We start from the raw sequence: 21,868 nt of genomic DNA, 5'->3' as shown, positions 1-21,868 counted from the left end.
ATTTAATTTTTTACTCATCATCATCTTGGATCATTTTTGATTTTACTTTTTCATCTAAATGCTGAAATACCAAGTAAAGTACAGGTATAATAAAAACACCGATGGTTACACCGAATAACATGCCTCCAGCAGCTCCAATACTAATAGAATGATTGCCTTGAGCAGAAGGTCCAACAGTCCACATCAGCGGTACCAAGCCTGCTACAAAAGCAAGCGAGGTCATTAAAATTGGCCTTAATCTTAGTTTGGATCCTTCGATAGCAGCATCATAGATAGATAAACCATTTTTGCGCTGTTGAACAGCAAATTCGACAATTAGAATAGCGTTTTTTGCTAATAATCCAATTAACATTATTAGGCCTACCTGTACATAAATATTGTTCTGTAAACCTGCAAGATTAACGGCAGTATATACACCTACTAAACCTACAGGAACAGAGAGTAAGATGGCAAATGGAAGAATATAGCTTTCGTATTGAGCGGCAAGCAAGAAATAAACGAAAAGAATACTTAACGTAAAAATTAATGTTGTTTGGCCGCTGGATTGCCGTTCCTCCAAACTCATTCCCGTCCATTCATAGCTATAATTGGCCGTTAGGTTTTTTGCTGCAACTTCTTCAATGGCTTTCATTGCGTCACCTGTACTAAAACCTGCCGCAGGGGTGGCATTGATAGCTATCGCATTAAAGAGATTATACCGGTTTACTGTTTCTGGACCAAAAACCTTCTTTAATTTAATTAACGTATTTGCAGGAACCATATTCCCGTCTTCGTTTCTTACGAAAATAGATTTGAACGACTCAGGATCATTCGTGAACTTCGCATCAGCCTGAATGTATACTCTATATTGCCTTCCAAAGCGACTAAAGTCTCCCGCTTGTCCTCTGCCATAATAACCTCTTACCGTTGTCATAAGATCTTTTGCTGTAACACCTAAAGCGCGGGCTTTTACAAAATCTATGTCTAGCTGATATTGGGGGAAATTAGATTTAAAAGGTGTAAAAGCTGTTTCGATTTCGGGTCGCTGTGTTAAATCCTTAATAAAATTATCAGCTACTTTGCTGAAGGAAGAGAAGGTGCCCCCTAAACGATCCTGCAATACGAGTTCTATACCGCTAAAGTCACCAAAACCTTGTACCGTTGGCCGAGGGTAAACACTGAAAGTTGCTTCGGCGATTTGAGATAAATCATTTCGTATGGTATCCATAAAAGCATTGATATCTTTTATGTCTTCACGTTTGTCGTGCTCCTTTAGGTTGATGTAACCCACTGCAAATGCCGGGCTAGCTGTGGCATCTATCGCATTATAGCCTGAAATGGTTGTCATCCCGGACAACTGTTTTCGCTGACGAATGATACTGTCAGCTTTTTTTAATACTTCCGTTGTTCTCGCCAAGGAGGCTCCTGGAGGCATAGACATAGAAAATGTAATAAAACTATCGTCTTCTGTTGGAATAAAACTAGCAGGAGTTCGGTTCATCAAAAACACACCTATGCCAGATAAAAGAGCAAGCCCTAGTATGCTGAGCCATTTTTTTGAAATTAAAAAATTTAATGAACGAACGTATTTATTCGTGAGGGAATCGAAAGCGGTATTAAAAGCACCAAAAAATTTTTTCGAATATTGGCTCAATTTATTTCCATTTAGCGCTTCACCCTTCTTCACATGATGTGTGTTCTTTAAAAGGATGGCACATAACGCCGGACTTAACGTCAATGCATTCAAAGCAGAAATCAAAATGGCTGTGGCTAAGGTGTAGGCAAATTGTTTGTAAAATAGGCCCGATGGTCCCTCCATAAATCCTACTGGCAGGAATACGGCTGCCATTACCATCGTAATAGAAAGAATGGCTCCTGTAATTTCACTCATAGCCGAGAGAGTAGCCTTTCTGGCAGATAAGCCGGTCCCTTCCATTTTCTGATGCACAGCCTCTACCACTACGATTGCATCATCCACTACAATGCCTATAGCCAGTACCAACGCAAACATGGTTAATACATTAATAGAAAATCCGAACAGCAACAAAAAGAAAAAGGTGCCGACTAACGAAACGGGAATGGCAATTGCCGGTATAAGGGTAGACCTGAAGTCTTGCAAGAAGATAAATACAATTACAAAAACTAAAAAGAAAGCCTCAAAGAGTGTGTGTTTTACTTGACTGATAGATTCGTCTATTTGATCGCGTACACTGTAAGTGATTTCATACTTTATCCCCTCAGGGAAAGTTTTTTGGAGTTTTTCCAATACCTTTCGTACCTGGCCGTCAATTTCCACTGCATTAGAACCACTTGTCTGCACAACATTAATGGTGAGGCCAGGAAATCCGTTTACCTTATTGTCTGTACCTACATTCGAAGCCCCAAATTCGATACGAGCAATGTCTTTGAGATAAAGAACAGATCCATCCTGATTTGTTTTAATGACAAGATTTTCATAATCCTCGGGATTACTAAAGCGGCCCCGGTGTTTAAGAACGGTTTCGAATACTTCATCTGATGCTTCTCCAAATTTTCCGGGTGCTATTTCAAAATTCTGATCTTTAATGGCTGTAATCACATCTTGTGGAATAAGGCCATAAGAAGCGAGCTTTTCGGGATTCAACCAAGTGCGCATGGAGTAATCACGTGCGCCTATACGGCTAATAGCAGCCACACCAGACACTCGTAATAACTCTCTGTTAATGTTTATTTGTGCGTATGCTTGCAGAAAGGTTTCATCATAAATTTTTTCAGGATGATCACTGAATATATTCATGGTCATGATGATTCCATTTTGCTTGGGCATCACACTGATACCCGCTTCATTTACTTCTGCCGGAATTTGGCTGGCAGCTTTCGATACACGTGTTTGCACATTTACGGCTGCTTGATCGGGGTTGGTACCTGCTTTAAAAAAAACATTGATACTGCCCGAACCAGTATTGGATGCAGTAGACCGTATATATGCCATGTTGTCTACACCATTGATTGCCTCTTCAATTGGTAAAAGCACGCTCTGTGCTACAGTTTCGGCATTTGCTCCGGGATAAGATAGGGTAACACTTACACTTGGAGGAGCGATCTCTGGAAAACGAGTAACAGGTAATTGCATCATTCCCACCACGCCAAGCATTACCAGTAAAATGGAAATTACGGTGGCCAGCACGGGCCTGCTTATGATTGTTTTTAACATATTTTCAGATTTTGGACGCCTGGGATTGCCGCCGCTAAAATTGAAGTTTTATAATGAAATGTTTTTTGGGTTTTGTAATTGCGGATTAATTGCGAGTCCATCTTCCAAACGTTCAAATCCGGCCAGTACAACCCGATCGCCAGGTTTTAATCCCTCTTTAACGATATAATTAGAACCACTTATTCCGCCTAATACTATTGCACGCATTTTAACTTTATTATCGCGCGTAACAACATACACAGTGGTTTTGTCTTGTAGCTCAATAGCGGCCACTTGTGGCATTAACAGAACACCTGGTTTCCGCTCTTCCATTTTAAGTGTACCTGTGTTTCCTTGCCGTAATATATCATTTGGGTTTGAGAAGGAGGCTCTAAGCGAAATTGCGCCAGTGGTGCGATTTACCTGGCCGTCAATGGCATCCACGATTCCCTTCTCGGCGTACTCAGTACCGTCCGCTAATATTAGGCGGACATAAGGTATTAATTTATCATTATTTGCAAGTGAATCGTTAGAACGACCACCTTTGGTAAAATGTAAAAAGTCTGACTCACTCATGGAAAAGTATACATATACCTCCCGTGTGTCTGATAGAATGGTAAGGGGTTGTGAATCACCTTTTGTTACAACGTTTCCAATACGTTTAGGAATACGCCCTATATAGCCGCTAGAAGGAGCCTTTAAATTGGTGAAGCCTAAATTAATTTTTGCGGTGGCAACAGCTGTTGCAGCCTTTGCAACAGAAGCTTTTGCAACTTCATTGTTTGCTTGGGCAGTTTGTAGCTGTACATCTGAAATGACATCATTATCGACAAGAGGTTTTAAACTTTCGACCTCTAATTGTGCATTTTTTTGTTTTGCCTTTTCTACCGTCTCTTCGGCTACAGCATTTTTTACGGCTTCACGATAAGGAAGTTCGTTAATTTTAAATAGGTTTTGCCCCTGCTTTACATAAGAGCCTTCGTCAATGTAAATTTTTTCAAGAACGCCCTCAACCTGTGGACGGATTTCTACATTTCCCTTTCCTTCAATTGTTCCTAAATAATCTCGCACAGTAATCGCCGTACCAGTATCTACCATAAATACGGGAACTGAAAGTCGTTTAGTGGAATCAGCATCTTCACTGGAGGAGCCAGAGTGGCATCCTGAAAAAAAGGTTGTAAAAAAAACAGGTATAGTTAAAAATAGGAGTGTTTTGATGCTTGTTTTTAATAGAATAATCATTTATTTTTTTGTTTTATCAGCTATGCCTTTTATTTGTTTTTAAGTGAATTTTAAAGCGTTTTGCTTTGTCTGATATTTTATTGATAGCTCTACTGTAAGTCTCAGAATTGATGCCAAACAGCAAAAAAACGGACTAATTGTAATTATAAATGATCTACCTTTAAATGTTCAGCAAGCTTTTTTAAGTCATCCCACACATCTTCAATAATTGGTATGCCACTGATACTTCTTTCTCTTTCAGCAACCAATTCAGGTTCTCCGGGAACAATAACAGGTTGGATTTTGTTAATCGGTTCAGCATTTTTAAAACGTGTTATCCAGTTGTCCATGTGTTGCTTGAAATCTGCTATCGGTCTAAATCCATCTGCCCGCATAGCCCCCAAGAAATGACCTAGGCCCAGGCCTACCGGATCTGGCACAGGGTCTAAATAGGAAACAAAAGGAGGTGCCCAAGGACCATAGTTAGCACCGGATAAAACTGCACTCAAAATATCTACTGTGGCACTTAAACCGTAACCTTTATGGCTACCATGCAGACGGTCGCTTCCAAGTGGAAGTAAGGACCCTCCTTGCTTAAGTTCATTTGGATTTGTAGAAGAAAGACCTGAAGAAGTTTGGGCCCATCCTTCAGGAATCGGCAAATCTTTTCTTTGTGCAATCTCAAGCTTTCCATTTGCGGCAGCCGAGGTCGCCATATCGATAATGACGGGTGGGTATTTGCCTGCTGGAAAAGCATAACACATGGGATTGGTACCTAGCATACGTTCCTTACTGAACGTGGGTGTTACCAGCGGACTTGCATTGGTCATCGCATAGCCAATCATATCTTTTTCAACAGCCATTAATGCGTGATAACCAGCGATACCGAAATGATTAGAATTGCGAACGGCCACCCAGCCGGAACCATAGGTTTCCGCCTTTTGAATAGCAATTTTCATTGCATAGGGAGCCACCACTAAACCCAAACCTTGATCACCGTCAACAGTTGCAGTTGTTGGGGTCTCATGAATTATGCGCATAACGGGCTTTGCATTTAAACGACCTTTTTGCCAAAGACGCACATAACCGCTTAAACGGGCGACTCCGTGCGAGTCAACGCCTCTCATGTCTGCTTTAATTAGTACATCTGCCGAAAGAACGGCATGCTCTTCGCTACATCCCATGGCTCGAAATATTTGTTCCGTAAAATGACGTAGTGCGGTCTCTTGTATGGTATAATATTTTTTTTCCAAGATATTCTTGTGTAAATATTTGAGATGATACTGTTCTAACATGCAAAAGTAACTTTTTTGCTTGAGATGCCCAGTTTTTATCTGATGTTCACCCCAACATAATTGTTTTTGCTTTGTTAGATGGAAAATTATTATGCCTATATTAAGGGCTTAAAGCGATGAATAATTAATGATTATCGGAATCGGCCACAAATTCTTCAAACTAATATAACGAAATAAAATGGATATGTTCAAAGAAGATTTTATTTGACACCGGATGCAACCATTTAGGTAAATAAAACATCTAATTAAAAAATACGATGGATTTGGAGCATACATACTCAATTGAACAATTAGTAAATGGCTGTAAGCGCAGCGAACGTAAGATGCAGGAAATGCTTTACAGAAGACTTGCTGCTCCAATGTTGGGTATTTGTTTACGATATGCATCCAATGATTTTGAGGCGGAAGATATGATGCAGACAGGGTTTGTAAAAGTGTTTAAAAATATTTCAAACTTTAGAGGTGAAGGTTCTTTTGAAGGATGGATAAGGCGTATTATGGTGAACACGGCAATAGAGATTTATCGTAAAAATTTAAGAATGCTAAAGACAACAGACATCACGGAAGTTTTTGACTATGAGCAACAGGTATTCGACATGGATAATCTAGAGACGGAGGATCTTATGAAGCTTATTCAACAGCTGCCTGATGGCTATAGAATTGTTTTTAACATGTACGCCATTGAGGGGTATTCCCACCAAGAGATAGCGAATACGCTTCAGATTAGCGAAGGGGCCTCTAAATCACAATTATCTAGGGCAAGAGCTTGGTTAAGAAATAAATTGATTACTACGGAAGGAGAAGGAAATTATGGAACATATGCAGGATAGGGGATTTGATGAAAAATTACGAGAAAAGATAGGTGCTTTTACACCTAATGTGCCTGAACATTTATGGTATAATATCGAGAAAGAAATCGATGAGCAACCAAAGGTATCTTTAAAAAGGAGAAATGTCTCGTTAGGCTGGATAAAAATTGCAGCATCTATTGGCGTGGTACTCGTGACGATTACTTTATACGTAAAGAAACCACATGAAGTTATTTATTTAAGTGGCAAAGCGATTCAACAGGTAGAACAAAAGGAAGTTTTGCAACCCCAAATAGCTGAGGTGGCCACCACGAACGATGGAGTAATTGAATTGCATGCGGATAAACCTCAAGGCTTAAAGGAAGAATATATTGAACAGAAGCCGGTAATTGACGTTGCTGTTCAGGATGAACAAACTTCTCCTCATCAACCAATTAATGCTGAAATAACGAGGCCGAATATTTTGTTGGTTGAAAACCATGTTAAATTACCTGAGCATATCGCTTCTTTAGCATTAATCCCTTCTGAACCGGTTGAGGAGACAAAACTTAAAAGAAATAAAAAGGCTTTTGCTGTGAGCGATGTGCTCAATTATGTGGTGGCATCTGTAAATCAAGGTGACAAAAAGGTAATTTCATTCGCTAATGATGACGAAGGGATATTAAAAATAGCACTGGATTTAAAAGCCCTAAAAACTAAATTATAAATCACGTTAATACTAATATCGAAACTTCATAATAAATTATAGAAATATTTAAAAGCAGCTATATGAAATATATTTTATTAACTGGAATAGTTTTCTTTTGCATTGGAACGACTGTTTTTGGTCACAAGCTTCGGGAAACTCCCCTTGTGTCGCTTTCGGCAGACACAACGAATATGGACACTGTTAAATCTGAGACGAAAAGGAAGCGAAAAATAACTTTTAAATTCGATAGTGATAGCGATAAATTATTGGAGGTCACCAAAGAAGACGGGAAGGAAAAGGATAACAAAGAAGTAAAGACATACAGTAAAAAGCCAAAGGTAATATTAGGCATCACTTTTTCTCGTTTTGATTTAGGATTGGCAACTTTATTAGACAATGGCAGTTTTACCTTAAGTCCCGAAAACAGTTTCTTAAAGAATAGAACCTGGAAAACCATCAATGTAGGCTTTGATGTTTTTCAATTTGGTTATCGGTTTAATGAGAAATTCAGATTATTTATGGCTGCTGGTTTTGATTGGACGCACATAAGATTGAAGGAGAATATAATTTTTGAGCGCAATACTGCCCCATTAACCTATGTTCAGTCGGACATAGATTATAAGAAAAATAGATTCAGTTCCAGCTATCTCAGAATTCCCATTACTTTTGAGCATCGTTTTGGCTCCGATAGAGATTTGAAAGTTGCCTATGGCCCCATAGGTGGTTTTTTATTGAGTGGAAGCCAGAAATTTAAAAGCGATGAAGAAGGAAAAAGAAAAGTGAAAGACGATTTTAACTACGCTAAGTTTCGTTATGGTGCCTTTGCGAGAGTAGGGTATCAGTCATTTGGATTATATGCCAAATACTACTTTAATGATATGTTTGAAAATAGCCCACAACAGGAAGGCCTCAAGAATCTGTCCTTTGGAGTAATGCTGTTTTTTTAGCTTAAACAAGCAAATAGCATAAGGGTATGTAGACGCTGCCGTATTTATGTACCCGTGCAGGTTTGCAGATATAATAAAAACTAGATATAAGTAAACACAGCGCAGTCCAATCTTATTACTTGTGTCTTATGTATAGTAATCCTTCGACTTGATTTAAAAAAAATTAATATCTTCGAAGCGTTTGCACTAAGGGTGCGGATGGTTTTTTAGATGGCAAACAATACAGAATTCTCTTCATGCGATTTTATAGCTTCTGACATACAGAAACAGGGACTATCGTATATTCAAGTAAGTAATTTATCCAGGCGTTTCTCTGAGAAGCCAGATAGTCTAGGGTTGACAGATATATCTTTTGGCGTTGATAAGGGAAAAATTACGGCTGTAATTGGAGAAAGCGGTAGTGGTAAAAGCACGCTGCTGCGATTAATTTATGGCTTGTTAGAACCAGACGATGGGGAGATACGCTTTAAGGGGTGGAAGGTCCCTGGGCCGGATGAGAAGCTGATCCCTGGACATACATCTATGCGCTTGGTATCTCAAAACTTTGAAGATTTGAACACCTATGCCAATGTTTGGGATAATGTCGCCTCTCGTTTATCAAATACTAATTTACAGGAGAAACACGATAAAACTGAAGTTGCGCTTAACAGTTTAGGGATTTTACGATTGGCCAAACAGCGCGTAGTGGATTTAAGTGGAGGAGAAAAACAACGGGTTGCTATCGCTCGGGCATTAGTTACCGGGCCTGAAGTATTGTTGATGGACGAGCCTTTTAATCAGGTAGATGCATCTTTTCGAGATCATTTACAACAAGATATCCGGAAGATTGTAGACGAAATAGGTCTTACCATTATTATGGTGTCTCACGATCCGGCTGAAGTATTGGCCATGTCAGATTCTTTATTGATTTTAAAGGAGGGGAAATTAATGGCGGCGGGGTCGCCCTTAGCGATTTATAACAATCCGCCAAATGCCTATGCTGCAACTTTATTAGCTAATAGTAACATTCTGTCACGAAAACAGGCGTCCTTTCTTTTACCAGATATACAAGGAAATCAAATTATAATTCACCCGGAGTGGTTAAGCATCGTAGACAATCCGATTGGCACTTTTGAAATACGTTCAATTCTTTTTAAAGGGTTTTACGAAGAAATTTTATTGCAGGATCAAATGCTCCGGTTAAGATGGCTTAATAAAAACCCAAGACAATATCATGTTGGACAACGGGTAGATGTGAAAGTAGATAATTTTGTGGTGTACTAATTTAATTTATTCTTTAGAACGTCAAGGAGGTTATTAAATTCTTCTTCTGTGTATCCTAGGGATAGGTAAATTATTTTTCCTTGTTCATCAATAAGAACATTGCGTGGGATGCCGCTGTTTGCATATTTCGAGAATATTTCTCTTTTAACATCTGGTAAGATAGGGAAGGTGTAACCCGTTTTTTGTATAAAAGGCATTAATCTGTTCCAGTCTTCTTCACGACCGAAAACGAAAAGCTCAAAATTCTTATTTGATTTGTATATATCGTAAATTTCCTTTTGCACTCTGGGTAATTCCGCTCTACAGGGAGGGCACCAGGTGGCGAAGAAGTTAATTAAGATTATCTTTCCTTTATAATCATGAAGGTTTTTCACGCTGCTGTCGGCTAGGGTAAATTCGAAATTGGGTGCGTTATCACCTATTTTAACCAACCATTCTTGTTGATCTTGTGCGTAGGAGAATATCGGCAGAAAGCCTACTATAAAAAAGAGAATATATCGCATTTTCTAAGAAAATATTAGCAAATTTAGGGAAAATCGACTGTGATATTTTACTTTTTTTCCGCAAAAAAGTAACAAAAAACTCATCGCTTGGAACTTAGCTACAATGGTAGTGCATCAACTTGCAAGCCGCAAATTTCCTAGGCGATATTTTAATTAGAACGGATAGCCTCTACTTTTAACCGAACATAATATCTTTAGCCTTGAAATATAGCTTTGCGCGTGGGAAGAACGGCCTTGGAGGACACCGAGGCAACGAGCAGCAAAGCATGTGTAGCATTATTCATGTTGCAGTATCCAAGCGGATTGAGAAAGTGAAACGGCTCCAATACGCACCATGAATGCTTTGCCATCAGGTGCAAGGTAGCCTACACAAGCCTTGATTTATTCACTCTTGTTTATTTTTAAAGGTGTTCATGAACTCATCACTACGTTCTTCGGTTTGCTCAACTTTTATCAAGAACCTTCCCGTAGGGAAAGCTTGAATGCCCTTAAAACCAACAAGTGATGAAAAAAGTTGATTAAGAAAAACGTTCTTTTATTGAACCATTTTATTAGCGCAGGTTGAGCTGGCAAAAGCTTCAGGTTTAGCTTTAAACACAAATCCCATACTTAGAATATATCCCATCGCTTCATGAAGTGCCTGATTTGATTTGAACATAGGATTTGTATTAATATCTGCATGTACCTCCAAATCCACATGGTATTGGTCGAGCAAATCGCAAAGTGCATAGGCTGTTTCAATGCTTCGTTGTACTTCTGCTAACATGCGCTCTTTGATGCTCATTTTTAGAAGCGTTTTTTCCTGATGGATAAACATGAACCCCCCTTTCTTTTCACGGATGAAAGCTATCACTGTTGCAAAGTCGGTAATATTTCCTTTTACCTGTGAATCGGTACCAATACATACTTTGAGTTTGTTGCCTAATGCATATTCCTTGGAGATGGCCAAGCCTACTTCATCTAAGAGTGGTTTGCGAATGGGTTCGCCGCTAAATTTTTTCCAGGTCATAAGAGTTAATATAAGGATGTGTCAATTAATTAAATTGCTGCCTGTCCGCCTCTTGTTCTGGTATAAAGTTAGTGCATTTATGTTAGCTTGGTGTAAAAATGATATGGTTTATTTGTTAACATTTGGCTAATTTTCAACAGATTATCCTGTTGTTAGTGAATTTTTTGAAAATAAACTAGGGGGCTTTACAGATAATTTTATGATCCGTCATGTCATCTTTACCCGCTATTCGTTCGCTAGTTATTCGCTAATAATACGCTTTTGGCCCCTATACAGCGAATATACCGTGTATATAGGGCGGATAGGAGGCGAGAGATACCCGACGGAGGGTCGAAAGAGAGCAGGCATTAAGTTATATTTTAAATCAATTTTATTTCTAATAGTTTTTTTACAGGCGATTTATGCGTTTTTTTCTAAACAAAATCCGTTACTTAGCTGTATAGTTAGGTATTAATCTTAATTCTTACTCACTGAAAAAATAAGAAAAAATGAAATTTAATTCTCAAATTATGGCACTGGCTGCTGGAGCATTTATTGTAGCTTCTTTGTCAGCATGTAATCAGTCTGGAACCAATACTGAAAGCGGTACAGACAGTACTACGATGGTAGACGAAACTAAAACCCCAATTTCAGTTACGCCAGTAGCCGATTCAAAAGCATTTCCGGGAGCAGAGTTAGCCGTTTCGGCTATAACAGCGGCTCCAGGTGCATCTAATGACTCCGTTAAATTGGAGGTTAAATATGCTGTGAAAAACTTTACATTAACAGAACATACTGCTGATCACAATGCCGATCATATGGCTAATTCTGCGGAAGGGCAACATATTCATTTTATTTTAGATAACGGTCCGTATTCCGCTTTATATAAACCAGAAAATAGCGTAAGCTTAAAAAAGGGATCTGAGCATTACTTGTTGTCGTTCCTATCCAGGTCATATCATGAATCTATCAAGGAACCTAAAGCATATGTTCTAAAGCATTTTAAAATTACGGATGACGGTAAATACCAAGAACTACCTGTTCCAGCGGACGCTGCGTTATTTTACAGTCGCCCGAAAGGAGAATACAAAGGAAAAGATACTGAAAGCCTACTGTTAGATTTTTACTTAGTGAATACCGAGCTCTCTGCTTCTGGAAATAAAGTAAAGGCTGAAATTAACGACACCACTATCACGTTAGATAAATGGGGTCCCTACGAAATCAAAGGAGCTCCTAAAGGTGATTTAAAAGTTAAATTAACACTTGTGGGCCCTGATGGAAATGAAGTAAAAGGAGATAATACTACTATTACACGCGAAGTAAAACTAAGCGAATAAAATACTAACGTTAATTGCATAAAAGGCTCACATGTGTGGGCCTTTTTAATTTGTGTTTTTGTCATTTTTGTCTTACTCGGGTCCAGCAAATTTCTTGAGGATTCTTATAGAATAGTTGGTTTTATTTATTTCTTGTTGTCGAATAAAAAAGAAGGATTAATTTTATCTACTTTCTTCCGCAGAAAGTAGCAAAGACTCCCGCTGTAGAGAGTCGCTACAGTGTTAGTGCATCCCATTGCTAACCGCAACTCTCTAAGGCGGATTTTATGTAGAACGGAGAGCTTTTGCGAGCAAGCAGAAGCGCCCTGATTGGTAGTCAAAACGGGACTTCTGAGCGTAAGGTTGGACGGCCTTGGAGGATACGGCCGCAGCGAGCAGCAAAGCATATGCAGCGTCGTTCAGTTTGCAATAAACAAGCGGATTGAAGAAGCGAAGCGGCTGCAATATGCGCCACGGATACTTTGCAATCAGGTGCAACGTAGCATACAAAGCCTTGATTTTGCTCAACTTTTATCAAGAAAAGTTGATTAAGAAAAGGTTCTTTTATAATTTGTGAAAAAACCTCAATTTATCTAAGTTTGCTCCAAGCAAAAAAATGATGCAAAATAAAGAAGCTATACTGACTCCCTTGATTAATGCACTTGATTTAGATGAAGCCTGTGTTAAATTACTGGAAACGAATGAAGAAGTTAACCTATTAAATATAACTAATATCGAGCAAATCTATCAATGGATTGCTGATGTGGGTAAAGCATTGGATGTCGAAAAGAGAGCCGAGGCATTAGTAGAGGAGCTGGAAGAGCGAATAAATATTGTGATCCATAAGCTGAAATTTATTGAAGAGGGGCAGAAGCCAAAGGTGCTTGTGGTTGAACATAATGCTTTAGACGACGATGGAAAAGGTTACTTGCGATCCATTATTGAAACAGCTGGAGGAAAACCTTATAAACCTGAATTAGGAGATACTAACCCGGGATTAATCGTTTTTTTAACTAAAGAGAAAGGGATGTATGAACTACTGGGTGAGTTGCCTGTTACTCTTGAACAAGTCGAATGGAAAAATACGGATGCTGTCAAAAACAATAAAATCTTTCTTGTAGATGGGGCAAAACATTTAAAGGGGAATTTAATGCAAATCGCAGATGATGTGGAACTGTTGGCGGAAATCTTATATCCTCAGTATTTTGTATACGGAGGAAGTGGTGAATCGTGGCTTAAATTTGAACTACAATAGATGGTTACTGGTTATTTGTTGTTAGTTATTCGTTATTTGGTTCCTATGGTATCCGATCACAACGAAAACAAAGACTAAATACTTAATTGTTATAGTGGTATGAGTGAAAATACACCGGATTTTGAGAAAATTGCTGCACAGCTAGCTAGGCCTTCTGGTGCAGAAGGTATTGATGTTGGAAATAGGATGAATGAGAGTAACGGTGAAATGACGCTTCATGCCATTGATCTGTTAAATATAAATAATGGAGACAGGGTGCTTGAGCTAGGTCCTGGAAATGCAAAATTTGCGTCGTATGTGTTAGAGAAAGCTAAGGATGTTCGCTATTTTGGTGGAGATATATCTGCTCTGATGATTGATGAGGCGAAGAAAAATAATCAATCTTACTGCGAAGCAGGAATGGCTTCGTTTCATTTACTCGATGGGTTTTCGTTACCCTTCGAAAGTCAGTTTTTTCATAAAATATTGACCGTAAACACCCTTTATTTCTGGGGAAATCCTACTCAACAGCTGGAGGAGTTATATCGTGTTTTAAAGCCAGCCGGAGCTTTATGTATTGCTATTAGAAGTAGGGGGTTTATGGAAACATTACCTTTCACAAAATACGGTTTTACCCTGTATAGCCCAGAAGAAGGGGTGGCGTTATTTGAACAAAGTCCGTTTCAGGATATAAGTTATACAGTCATTTCAACAAAGGGAGAAACCTTTACTGGAGAGCCAGTTGTTAAAGAAGATGTGTTCTTTATTTTAAGGAAATAAAATGGTTACGAGTTACCAGTTATGAGTTGCCAGACAAATCTCGTAACTCACAACACGCAACTCGCAACTTCTTTTATTTCACCAATTTCTTGTACTTAAAACGTTTTGGTGTGATATCCCCAACACGTTTCTTACGATCTTCCTCATAATCTGAATAATTTCCTTCGTAGAAATGTACTTGTGAATCGCCTTCAAAAGCTAAGATATGCGTACAGATGCGGTCAAGAAACCATCTATCATGGGAAATAACAACTGCACACCCGCCGAAATTTTCCAGTCCTTCTTCCAATGAACGTAACGTGTTTACGTCGATATCATTGGTTGGTTCATCTAGCAATAAAACGTTCGAACTTTTCTTTAGCGTAATAGACAAGTGGACCCTATTGCGTTCACCTCCGGAGAGTATGTTTACTTTTTTCTGTTGATCTGCACCGTTAAAGTTAAATTTAGATACGTAAGCCCTTGAGTTAATGGTGCGATTGCCTAATACGATATTATCATGACCACCAGTAATATTTTCCCATACTGTTTTATTTGGATCAAGATCATCGTGCAGTTGATCCACATACCCAAGTGCTACCGTTTCGCCTACTTTGAAGGAACCGCTGTCGGGGTGCTCCTGCCCAGTGATTAACCTAAATAAAGTTGTTTTACCAGCACCATTGGGGCCAATGATCCCCACAATTCCCGCGGGGGGTAAAGAGAAGGTGAGATTTTCAAATAGCACTCTATCGCCATAAGCTTTACTAACACCCTGTGCCTCGATCACTACATTTCCCAAACGAGGCCCGGGTGGGATAAAGAGCTCCAGCTTATCTTCACGCTCTTTCGTTTCCTCAGAAGCAAGTTTTTCATAATTTGATAAGCGGGCTTTGGATTTGGCATGACGGGCTTTTGGTGCCATACGAACCCATTCCAACTCACGCTCCAACGTTTTCTGGCGCTTACTCTCCGTTTTTTCCTCTTGAGATAGACGCTTCGCTTTTTGATCAAGCCAAGAAGAGTAGTTCCCTTTCCAGGGGATTCCTTCACCACGATCCAGTTCAAGAATCCAGCCTGCAACGTTGTCCAGAAAATAACGGTCGTGCGTTACGGCAATTACAGTGCCTTGGTATTGTTTTAAATGTTGTTCGAGCCAATCGATAGATTCGGCATCTAAGTGGTTTGTAGGTTCGTCTAACAGAAGGACAGCAGGTTCTTGTAATAAAAGCCGACATAATGCCACTCGCCTGCGTTCGCCTCCTGACAAATTGACAATTTTTGCATCGGGGTCAGGACAACGTAGTGCATCCATAGCTCTTTCTAGTTTGCTATCTAATTCCCAAGCGCCTGTAGCATCAATTTTATCCTGCAGTTCTCCCTGGCGATTAAGCAGTTTTTCCATTTCGTCCGGATTTTCGTAGACTTCAGGAAGACCGAATTTTTCGTTGATTTCTTCGTATTCCTGCAAAATTGCTTTGGTATCTGCTACACCCTCCTCCACTATTTCTTTAACCGTTTTATCAGAGTCTAAGATGGGCTCCTGGGCCAAATATCCTACCGAGTAACCTGGAGAAAATACCACTTCACCTTGGTATGACTTATCCAAACCAGCTATAATTTTAAGGAGAGAGGATTTCCCGGAGCCATTTAAACCGATAACACCGATTTTTGCCCCATAAAAGAAGGATAAATAAATATTCTTTAGTACTTGTTTTTGAGGTGGGTAAATCTTATTTACTCCAGCCATCGAAAAGATTACTTTCTCGTCTGACATATCTTTGATAAAATTCTCCTGCAAAGATGGTGATATTTAGTCATAATGACGTAACTTTAGATATCATTAGGACTGACAAGCTTATCAGAAATTACAAATGGCGTAATTGTTGATAAAAGTTACAGAAAGCGCTAGATGTTTAATTAATAATTTTTTTACATTTAGAGCATTAAAAGAAAGGTAAATACATTCATGGAAGCAAAATTCTCGCCACGCGTAAAAGACGTTATTTCCTATAGCAGGGAAGAAGCGTTACGACTTGGACACGATTATATCGGCACCGAGCACCTCTTGCTAGGCCTGATCCGCGAGGGAGATGGTTTAGCGATCAAGATATTAAAGCATGTAGGGGTAGATACCACCAGACTGCGCCGATCTATTGAAGATGCAGTAAAGGGTACCTCATCGACTACTGCTAACCTGGGGAATATCCCGCTTACCAAGCAAGCGGAAAAAGTGTTGAAAATCACCTACCTGGAAGCGAAAATATTTAAGAGTGAAATAATAGGTACTGAACATCTGCTACTTTCTATTTTAAGGGACGAAGATAATATTGCCTCACAAATACTTCAACAGTTTCATATCAATTACGATATCTTTAAAGCTGAGGTAGAGCAGAATAAAACGGAAGTAACTGATCAGGCCAGTGGGTCAACCGCAGGTGATGATGATTATCGGGATGAAGATAGTTTCAGTCAACCTAAAAAAGTCTCTGATATTAAGTCGAAAACCCCTGTATTGGATAATTTTGGTAGAGACTTAACCAAAGCAGCAGAGGAAGGTCGTTTAGATCCTATTGTAGGACGTGAAAAAGAAATTGAACGTGTGTCTCAGATTCTTTCACGTCGTAAAAAGAATAACCCTATCCTAATTGGTGAACCAGGGGTAGGTAAGTCTGCTATTGCAGAAGGTTTAGCCTTACGTATTGTTCAACGTAAAGTTTCTAGAGTACTCTTTAACAAGAGAGTAGTTACGCTTGATCTAGCCTCGTTGGTTGCGGGTACGAAATACCGTGGACAGTTTGAGGAACGCATGAAGGCAGTAATGAATGAACTGGAGAAATCGCCAGATGTAATTTTATTCATTGATGAAATCCATACCATTGTGGGTGCAGGTGGTGCATCGGGTTCTTTGGATGCCTCTAACATGTTTAAACCAGCCTTGGCCCGTGGAGAGATCCAATGTATTGGAGCTACTACGCTGGATGAATACCGTCAGTATATTGAGAAAGATGGTGCCTTAGATCGTCGTTTCCAGAAGGTAATGATTGAACCGGCTACGCATGAAGAAACCATCGAAATCCTTAACAGAATTAAAGATAAGTATGAAGAACACCATGCCGTTACCTATACGCAAGAAGCTATTGACGCTTGTGTGAGCTTAACTACACGGTATATTACGGATCGGTTCTTGCCAGATAAGGCAATCGATGCTTTGGATGAAGCTGGATCTCGAGTGCATCTTACAAACATTCATGTTCCTCAAAGTATTATTGATATCGAAGAGAAAATCGAAGATATCAAAATTGAGAAAAACAAAGTTGTAAGAAGCCAAAAATATGAAGAAGCGGCCAAACTGAGAGATACTGAAAAGAAATTACTAGAAGAACTTGATCGCGAAAAGCAAGCTTGGGAAGCGGAAACGAAAACAAAACGTTATACGGTAACCGAGGATGATGTAGCACAGGTGGTTTCTATGATGACTGGTATTCCGGTACAAAGGGTGGGTCAGACTGATAGTCAAAAGCTATTAAGTATGGGCGACTCGATGAAAGGTAGGATTATTGGTCAAGATGATGCCGTTCATAAATTGGTGAAAGCGATTCAACGTACGCGTGCCGGATTGAAAGATCCTAAAAAACCAATTGGTTCATTCATTTTCTTAGGTCCAACAGGCGTAGGAAAAACGGAATTAGCCAAAGAATTAGCGCGCTTTATGTTTGATAGTGAAGATTCGCTGATCCAGATCGACATGAGTGAGTACATGGAGAAGTTCGCGGTATCCCGCTTAGTGGGAGCGCCTCCGGGTTATGTTGGTTATGAAGAAGGTGGCCAGCTTACTGAAAAGGTTCGTAGAAAACCATATTCGGTAATATTATTGGATGAGATTGAAAAGGCCCATCCAGATGTGTTTAACTTGTTATTGCAGGTCTTAGATGAAGGCCAACTTACCGATAGCTTGGGAAGAAGGGTTGATTTTAGAAATACGATCGTGATCATGACTTCTAACATTGGCGCACGTCAGTTGAAGGACTTTGGACAAGGCGTAGGTTTCACCACAAATGCTAAAGCTACACAAGCTGAAACCCATTCGCGTAGTGTGATCGAGAATGCGCTTAAACGTGCTTTTGCACCTGAGTTCTTAAATCGTGTAGACGATGTGATTGTATTCAATTCATTAGGAAAAGAAGAAATCTTCAAAATCATCGATATCGAATTGAGATCACTGTTTACCCGTATCCAAGGGCTAGGTTATACCGTTAAGCTAACGGAAGACGCGAAGGTGTTTATCGCAGATAAGGGCTTTGACAGTAACTTTGGTGCTCGTCCGTTAAAGAGAGCAATACAGAAGTACTTAGAAGACCCGATCGCTGAAGAAATCCTGAAGGGAGATCTTGCTGATGGTGCAACATTAGAAATCGACTACAATAAAGAAAAAGAAGAGATTGTAGTAAATGGTTCTAATGGAAAAGCAAAAAACTCTTCAAAACCAACCGATATCAAAAAGGAAAAGGAGCATGAAGAGCATAATGAAAAAGATGGTAGTGAGAAGAAGGATAATGCATAATTAAAATGCAACCATTTAAATAAAAAGAGCGTCGTTTTAATAGCGACGCTTTTTTTTATTGAGTAGTATTAAGGTGTCGTATTAGCGTCAGGCCTAAGTACCAATGGATATGAAGACCTAAGTACCAAGAGGCAAGGCATAAAAATATTTATAAAGTTTGAGTACGAGATTTCCCCGGTGAAGTTTATGCTATCAATAAATCTTTAATTCTATTAAAATGCTTATGGTTAAGAGTTTTGATAGGAAGGTTATTAACTATGCAAGTTGCTGCAATAAAGATGTCTCTAAATTCAATCATTTTATTCTTGACCCTTAGATCGTAATAAATCTCAGATGCTTTTATCGCGATAATTTCATCAAATTCCAAGACGGTAAGGTTTTCAGTTAATAATTGAATGTCCTTCTTTTTCTGCTGATTAGTGGCTCCCATATGCAATTCATAGATAGATATAGAAGAAATATAAAATTCCTGATCATTCAGAAGTGTAAATAAAGTGGTTTTGTGCTTATTAGGCGCGCGAAGATATTCTATAAATACACTTGTATCTATTACCATTGCAAAGGGGTCCAGTTATTCATATGTTTTTGTGCTTCTTCTATCTTTGCAATATCTTCGTCTGTCCAAGAGGAAACCTTCAGAATTTTCTTTTTATAGGATGAGATGCTTTCCGTCTTTTTCTTCTTCTTATTCAATAGAAAATCAACAAAATCACTTACTTCCCTTTTAGAGGCGGCATCAAGTAGATTATATTTTAATTGAATATCTGACATAATTGAAAAATGTTGAATGTCAATGCTCTTACTATTACAAAGATAAGAAAACATACTGAAATATTGATGGTGAGTCTTTTAAACGATCTTTCGAGTTACGTGGTAAATTTATTAAATTTGTTTAACTGTTAAAAATAATAAATATGACAAGTATTGATAAACAAGCAGCTGGACTAAACGATGTTCAATTAAGCTTACTCAGAATGTTCAATCGCAAGATGAGCTACGAAGAGTCTGTTGAAATCAGAGATTTACTTGTTAAGCATTATTCTGATAAATTAGGGGATGAAATAGATCTAGTAGTTTCCGAAAAAAAGATCACCAACAAGGATTATGATAAGCTGTGCAACCGGTGAGTTTAATGGGACAACCTAGATTAGAACAGTCTTAATGTAATAACCTTATTCAAACACCACCAACGGATTACAATCAGTACTTATATCTTGATACTTACGTCTTGCTACTTATATATAAAGCTGGATCGATTCTTGCTTAAACCTTTTAGAGTTTTATGACTCTAAGATGAAAGAAAGACATAAGGCCCAAGTCGTCATTTCGACCGAAGGCAGTGTAAGGGACTGTGTGGAGCGGAGAAATCTCTATATTAAATAGGATAACTAGTGATATTTCTTATTTTTGAAAAAAGGATGATATACAGATCTCGATACTTGATACCTGTATCTTGATACCATTAACAAATAACTAACAACGAATAACCAAAACAATAGCGAATGAAGAAGTATTTATTTTTAATGATCGCAGTAGTAGGCTTAATGGGAATGAGTGGGTGTAAGAAAACGGAGGTGGTGGAAACTATAATGCCAAATCGAACATTTATTTATACTGTTACTAGTAATCAGTGGCAGCTTTCACAGGATGGTTTAACTTTATTTCATGATATTGATTTGCCAGAATTAGAACAGTATTATCTCGAACAGGGTAATGTGAGTGTGGCTATAAGTGGAGACAAAGAGCAAAGTTATGATATTCTGCCAGCCACCTATAATGGATATTCTTATTCTGTTAATTATACGGCTGGATTTGTAACGCTTAAGGTAGAAGACCCACTACTTGAGGATGGAATTGAGTTACAACCACCAGCTGCGTCAATTGTTGTTAAGATTGTACTCTCAGATTCTGATTTTATTCAATAGATATTTGCCTTTAGGTAGCATTATTATTTAATGCACTTAAAGTGAACTTTATATAATTGTCGTCCTCCTGAAGCTAGTTCGATATACACCTTAATAGGTACTGTCTATATTGATCTTTAAGGCTTTTTACATACTGTTCAGGGGTATGATATATGGAACATGGATAGGACACGGCTAAGGCATGTCGAATGGATAGGGGTAGAGCGGGCCACATAGAGGCAATGGATTGGACCTTCAATGATGAAAGGTTCTTTTTATGAATGTTCTAAATTATTTCTTCTTCTTTCCAGCGTTGGTTTTGATGCGATCTATTTCAATCTTTTTTGCTGAAAGTATGGTGTAAAACCATTCGGCTTCCCTTAAGGGCTGGTGTTCCGGGCCTATGGCGACAGCATGATTCTGCGTATACATTTCCTCATTAACAGCAAAAGCATGTAAGAAGCCGGCTGGATTCATTGTTTTTTCGCCGATAATTTTTCTGTGTTCCAACCAATCCAATTGGTAATAGTGTAAGGAAAAATATACAAATACCACGGCTTCTCTGGGTGTTTTTTTGAGGCATTTCCATTGCACGTCAAAGGTGTCGGGTAATGGTTCATTTTCCATTTTTGCTTTAGCGAGGACAATCTCTTCATGAGCAAGTATCTGATATTCTTCATGAGCATAATCTATGCTTACAAGTGCTACGCGTAAAAATGCACCGGGATCCGGATTGATATCGCGTTGTAAGAAGGGAATATCTTTCTTGGGTGTAATGGCTTGGATCGTAATCTCTACAGAACCGTCCTGCTGGATAATACAGTGGGGAAATGCTTGGAAAGTTTTCTCAAAAGCAGCATCTGGGTTAAATTGGAAACCAATGAAAGGACTGGGGTCAATATGATTTAGGTTTTTGTGTCCCGCGGCTTCTGGTATCTGGCTGATACATTTTTGCATGATAGCGTTTAACCTGCCGGATATATAAGGATCTATATACTCGAAAAGTAAGCTTGCTATCTGTCGGATAATTTTCGTGGCATTGCTGCTGATACCAAATTCCTGTGCCGCAATTTGAGTGTTTGTTGTTTGTTTCACCTTTGTCGGCATCCTTTGCATAATAGATTTATTGTTTAACTCCCGGTAAACAACATTTCCTATTTTTCCACTCGGCTGTCCTTTTTTGTTTATTTTCGCCATAATGTCGTATATTCGTTGTTATAGCCAAT

19 protein-coding genes are annotated in these 21,868 nt (G+C 38.9%); 10 read left to right on the top strand and 9 right to left on the bottom strand.

What is annotated here, in order from left to right:
- Nucleotides 1–10: 10 nt before the first annotated feature.
- The 3 genes from BMY50_RS24650 to BMY50_RS24640 form a co-directional block, all read right to left on the bottom strand.
- A complete protein-coding gene (locus BMY50_RS24650; protein ID WP_093330973.1) occupies nucleotides 11–3,172 on the bottom strand; it encodes an efflux RND transporter permease subunit in 3,162 nt (1,053 codons plus the stop codon).
- A 48-nt stretch (nucleotides 3,173–3,220) separates the two neighbouring features.
- Nucleotides 3,221–4,393 (bottom strand): efflux RND transporter periplasmic adaptor subunit, encoded by a 1,173-nt coding sequence (locus BMY50_RS24645; protein ID WP_093330969.1) that lies wholly within the window; start codon nucleotides 4,391–4,393, stop codon nucleotides 3,221–3,223.
- Nucleotides 4,394–4,536: 143 nt separating this feature from the next.
- Entirely contained in the window at nucleotides 4,537–5,667 is a 1,131-nt protein-coding gene (locus tag BMY50_RS24640; RefSeq protein WP_093330966.1) for an Ldh family oxidoreductase, read from the bottom strand.
- 257 nt (nucleotides 5,668–5,924) lie between these two features.
- Here BMY50_RS24640 and BMY50_RS24635 point away from each other — a divergent pair, with 257 nt between their 5' ends.
- From BMY50_RS24635 to BMY50_RS24620, 4 genes are all read left to right on the top strand, one after another.
- Nucleotides 5,925–6,497: an RNA polymerase sigma factor gene (locus tag BMY50_RS24635; RefSeq protein WP_093330962.1), complete on the top strand. Its 573-nt coding sequence runs from the start codon at nucleotides 5,925–5,927 to the stop codon at nucleotides 6,495–6,497.
- Nucleotides 6,478–7,182, top strand: a complete 705-nt coding sequence (locus BMY50_RS24630) for a hypothetical protein (protein WP_093330955.1) — start codon at nucleotides 6,478–6,480, stop codon at nucleotides 7,180–7,182. The genes BMY50_RS24635 and BMY50_RS24630 overlap by 20 nt, the downstream gene beginning before the upstream one ends.
- 62 nt (nucleotides 7,183–7,244) lie before the next feature.
- Nucleotides 7,245–8,111: an outer membrane beta-barrel protein gene (locus tag BMY50_RS24625; protein WP_093330951.1), complete on the top strand. Its 867-nt coding sequence runs from the start codon at nucleotides 7,245–7,247 to the stop codon at nucleotides 8,109–8,111.
- 210 nt (nucleotides 8,112–8,321) lie between these two features.
- Nucleotides 8,322–9,374 (top strand): ABC transporter ATP-binding protein, encoded by a 1,053-nt coding sequence (locus BMY50_RS24620; protein ID WP_093330947.1) that lies wholly within the window; start codon nucleotides 8,322–8,324, stop codon nucleotides 9,372–9,374.
- On the opposite strand, the gene BMY50_RS24615 is transcribed toward BMY50_RS24620, so the two are convergent.
- Nucleotides 9,371–9,877 carry a TlpA family protein disulfide reductase gene (locus tag BMY50_RS24615; protein ID WP_093330943.1) on the bottom strand — a complete coding sequence of 169 codons (507 nt, stop codon included), beginning with the start codon at nucleotides 9,875–9,877 and terminating at the stop codon, nucleotides 9,371–9,373. The two genes, BMY50_RS24620 and BMY50_RS24615, sit on opposite strands and share 4 nt — an antisense overlap.
- Nucleotides 9,878–10,412: 535 nt before the next feature.
- The gene (locus BMY50_RS24610) at nucleotides 10,413–10,886 is read right to left on the bottom strand and encodes a ribonuclease H-like YkuK family protein (protein ID WP_093330939.1); all 474 of its coding nucleotides are present in this window, start codon (nucleotides 10,884–10,886) and stop codon (nucleotides 10,413–10,415) included.
- Nucleotides 10,887–11,374: 488 nt separating this feature from the next.
- Between BMY50_RS24610 and BMY50_RS24605 the strand changes: the two genes are divergently transcribed.
- From BMY50_RS24605 to BMY50_RS24595, 3 genes are all read left to right on the top strand, one after another.
- Nucleotides 11,375–12,202, top strand: a complete 828-nt coding sequence (locus tag BMY50_RS24605; RefSeq protein ID WP_093330935.1) for a hypothetical protein — start codon at nucleotides 11,375–11,377, stop codon at nucleotides 12,200–12,202.
- Between the two features lie 595 nt (nucleotides 12,203–12,797).
- Complete coding sequence (locus BMY50_RS24600; protein ID WP_093330932.1) at nucleotides 12,798–13,436, top strand: substrate-binding domain-containing protein; 639 nt, start codon at nucleotides 12,798–12,800, stop codon at nucleotides 13,434–13,436.
- Nucleotides 13,437–13,535: 99 nt separating this feature from the next.
- Complete coding sequence (locus BMY50_RS24595) at nucleotides 13,536–14,195, top strand: class I SAM-dependent methyltransferase (protein ID WP_093330928.1); 660 nt, start codon at nucleotides 13,536–13,538, stop codon at nucleotides 14,193–14,195.
- A 73-nt stretch (nucleotides 14,196–14,268) separates the two neighbouring features.
- On the opposite strand, the gene ettA is transcribed toward BMY50_RS24595, so the two are convergent.
- On the bottom strand, nucleotides 14,269–15,951 hold the full coding sequence (gene ettA, locus BMY50_RS24590; protein ID WP_093330925.1) for an energy-dependent translational throttle protein EttA: 1,683 nt from the start codon (nucleotides 15,949–15,951) through the stop codon (nucleotides 14,269–14,271).
- Nucleotides 15,952–16,143: 192 nt separating this feature from the next.
- Between ettA and BMY50_RS24585 the strand changes: the two genes are divergently transcribed.
- Nucleotides 16,144–18,738 (top strand): ATP-dependent Clp protease ATP-binding subunit, encoded by a 2,595-nt coding sequence (locus BMY50_RS24585; protein WP_093330921.1) that lies wholly within the window; start codon nucleotides 16,144–16,146, stop codon nucleotides 18,736–18,738.
- A 184-nt stretch (nucleotides 18,739–18,922) separates the two neighbouring features.
- Here the strand turns inward: BMY50_RS24585 and BMY50_RS24580 are convergent, their stop codons facing one another.
- Both BMY50_RS24580 and BMY50_RS24575 read right to left on the bottom strand, forming a co-directional pair.
- Complete coding sequence (locus tag BMY50_RS24580; RefSeq protein WP_202907935.1) at nucleotides 18,923–19,294, bottom strand: type II toxin-antitoxin system VapC family toxin; 372 nt, start codon at nucleotides 19,292–19,294, stop codon at nucleotides 18,923–18,925.
- The gene (locus tag BMY50_RS24575) at nucleotides 19,288–19,509 is read right to left on the bottom strand and encodes a hypothetical protein (RefSeq protein ID WP_139202330.1); all 222 of its coding nucleotides are present in this window, start codon (nucleotides 19,507–19,509) and stop codon (nucleotides 19,288–19,290) included. The genes BMY50_RS24580 and BMY50_RS24575 overlap by 7 nt, the downstream gene beginning before the upstream one ends.
- A gap of 143 nt (nucleotides 19,510–19,652) precedes the next feature.
- On the opposite strand from BMY50_RS24575, the gene BMY50_RS24570 reads away from it, so the two are divergent.
- Both BMY50_RS24570 and BMY50_RS24565 read left to right on the top strand, forming a co-directional pair.
- Complete coding sequence (locus BMY50_RS24570; RefSeq protein WP_093330910.1) at nucleotides 19,653–19,865, top strand: hypothetical protein; 213 nt, start codon at nucleotides 19,653–19,655, stop codon at nucleotides 19,863–19,865.
- A gap of 396 nt (nucleotides 19,866–20,261) precedes the next feature.
- Nucleotides 20,262–20,663, top strand: coding sequence for a hypothetical protein (locus BMY50_RS24565; RefSeq protein WP_093330906.1), 402 nt, complete (start codon nucleotides 20,262–20,264; stop codon nucleotides 20,661–20,663).
- Between the two features lie 270 nt (nucleotides 20,664–20,933).
- On the opposite strand, the gene BMY50_RS24560 is transcribed toward BMY50_RS24565, so the two are convergent.
- On the bottom strand, nucleotides 20,934–21,839 hold the full coding sequence (locus tag BMY50_RS24560) for a hypothetical protein (protein WP_093330902.1): 906 nt from the start codon (nucleotides 21,837–21,839) through the stop codon (nucleotides 20,934–20,936).
- Nucleotides 21,840–21,868 lie beyond the last annotated feature (29 nt).

This window comes from Olivibacter domesticus, from assembly GCF_900109575.1.
Taxonomy (GTDB): Bacteria; Bacteroidota; Bacteroidia; order Sphingobacteriales; family Sphingobacteriaceae; genus Olivibacter; species Olivibacter domesticus.
This window is presented reverse-complemented; position numbering and strand designations above follow the sequence as displayed.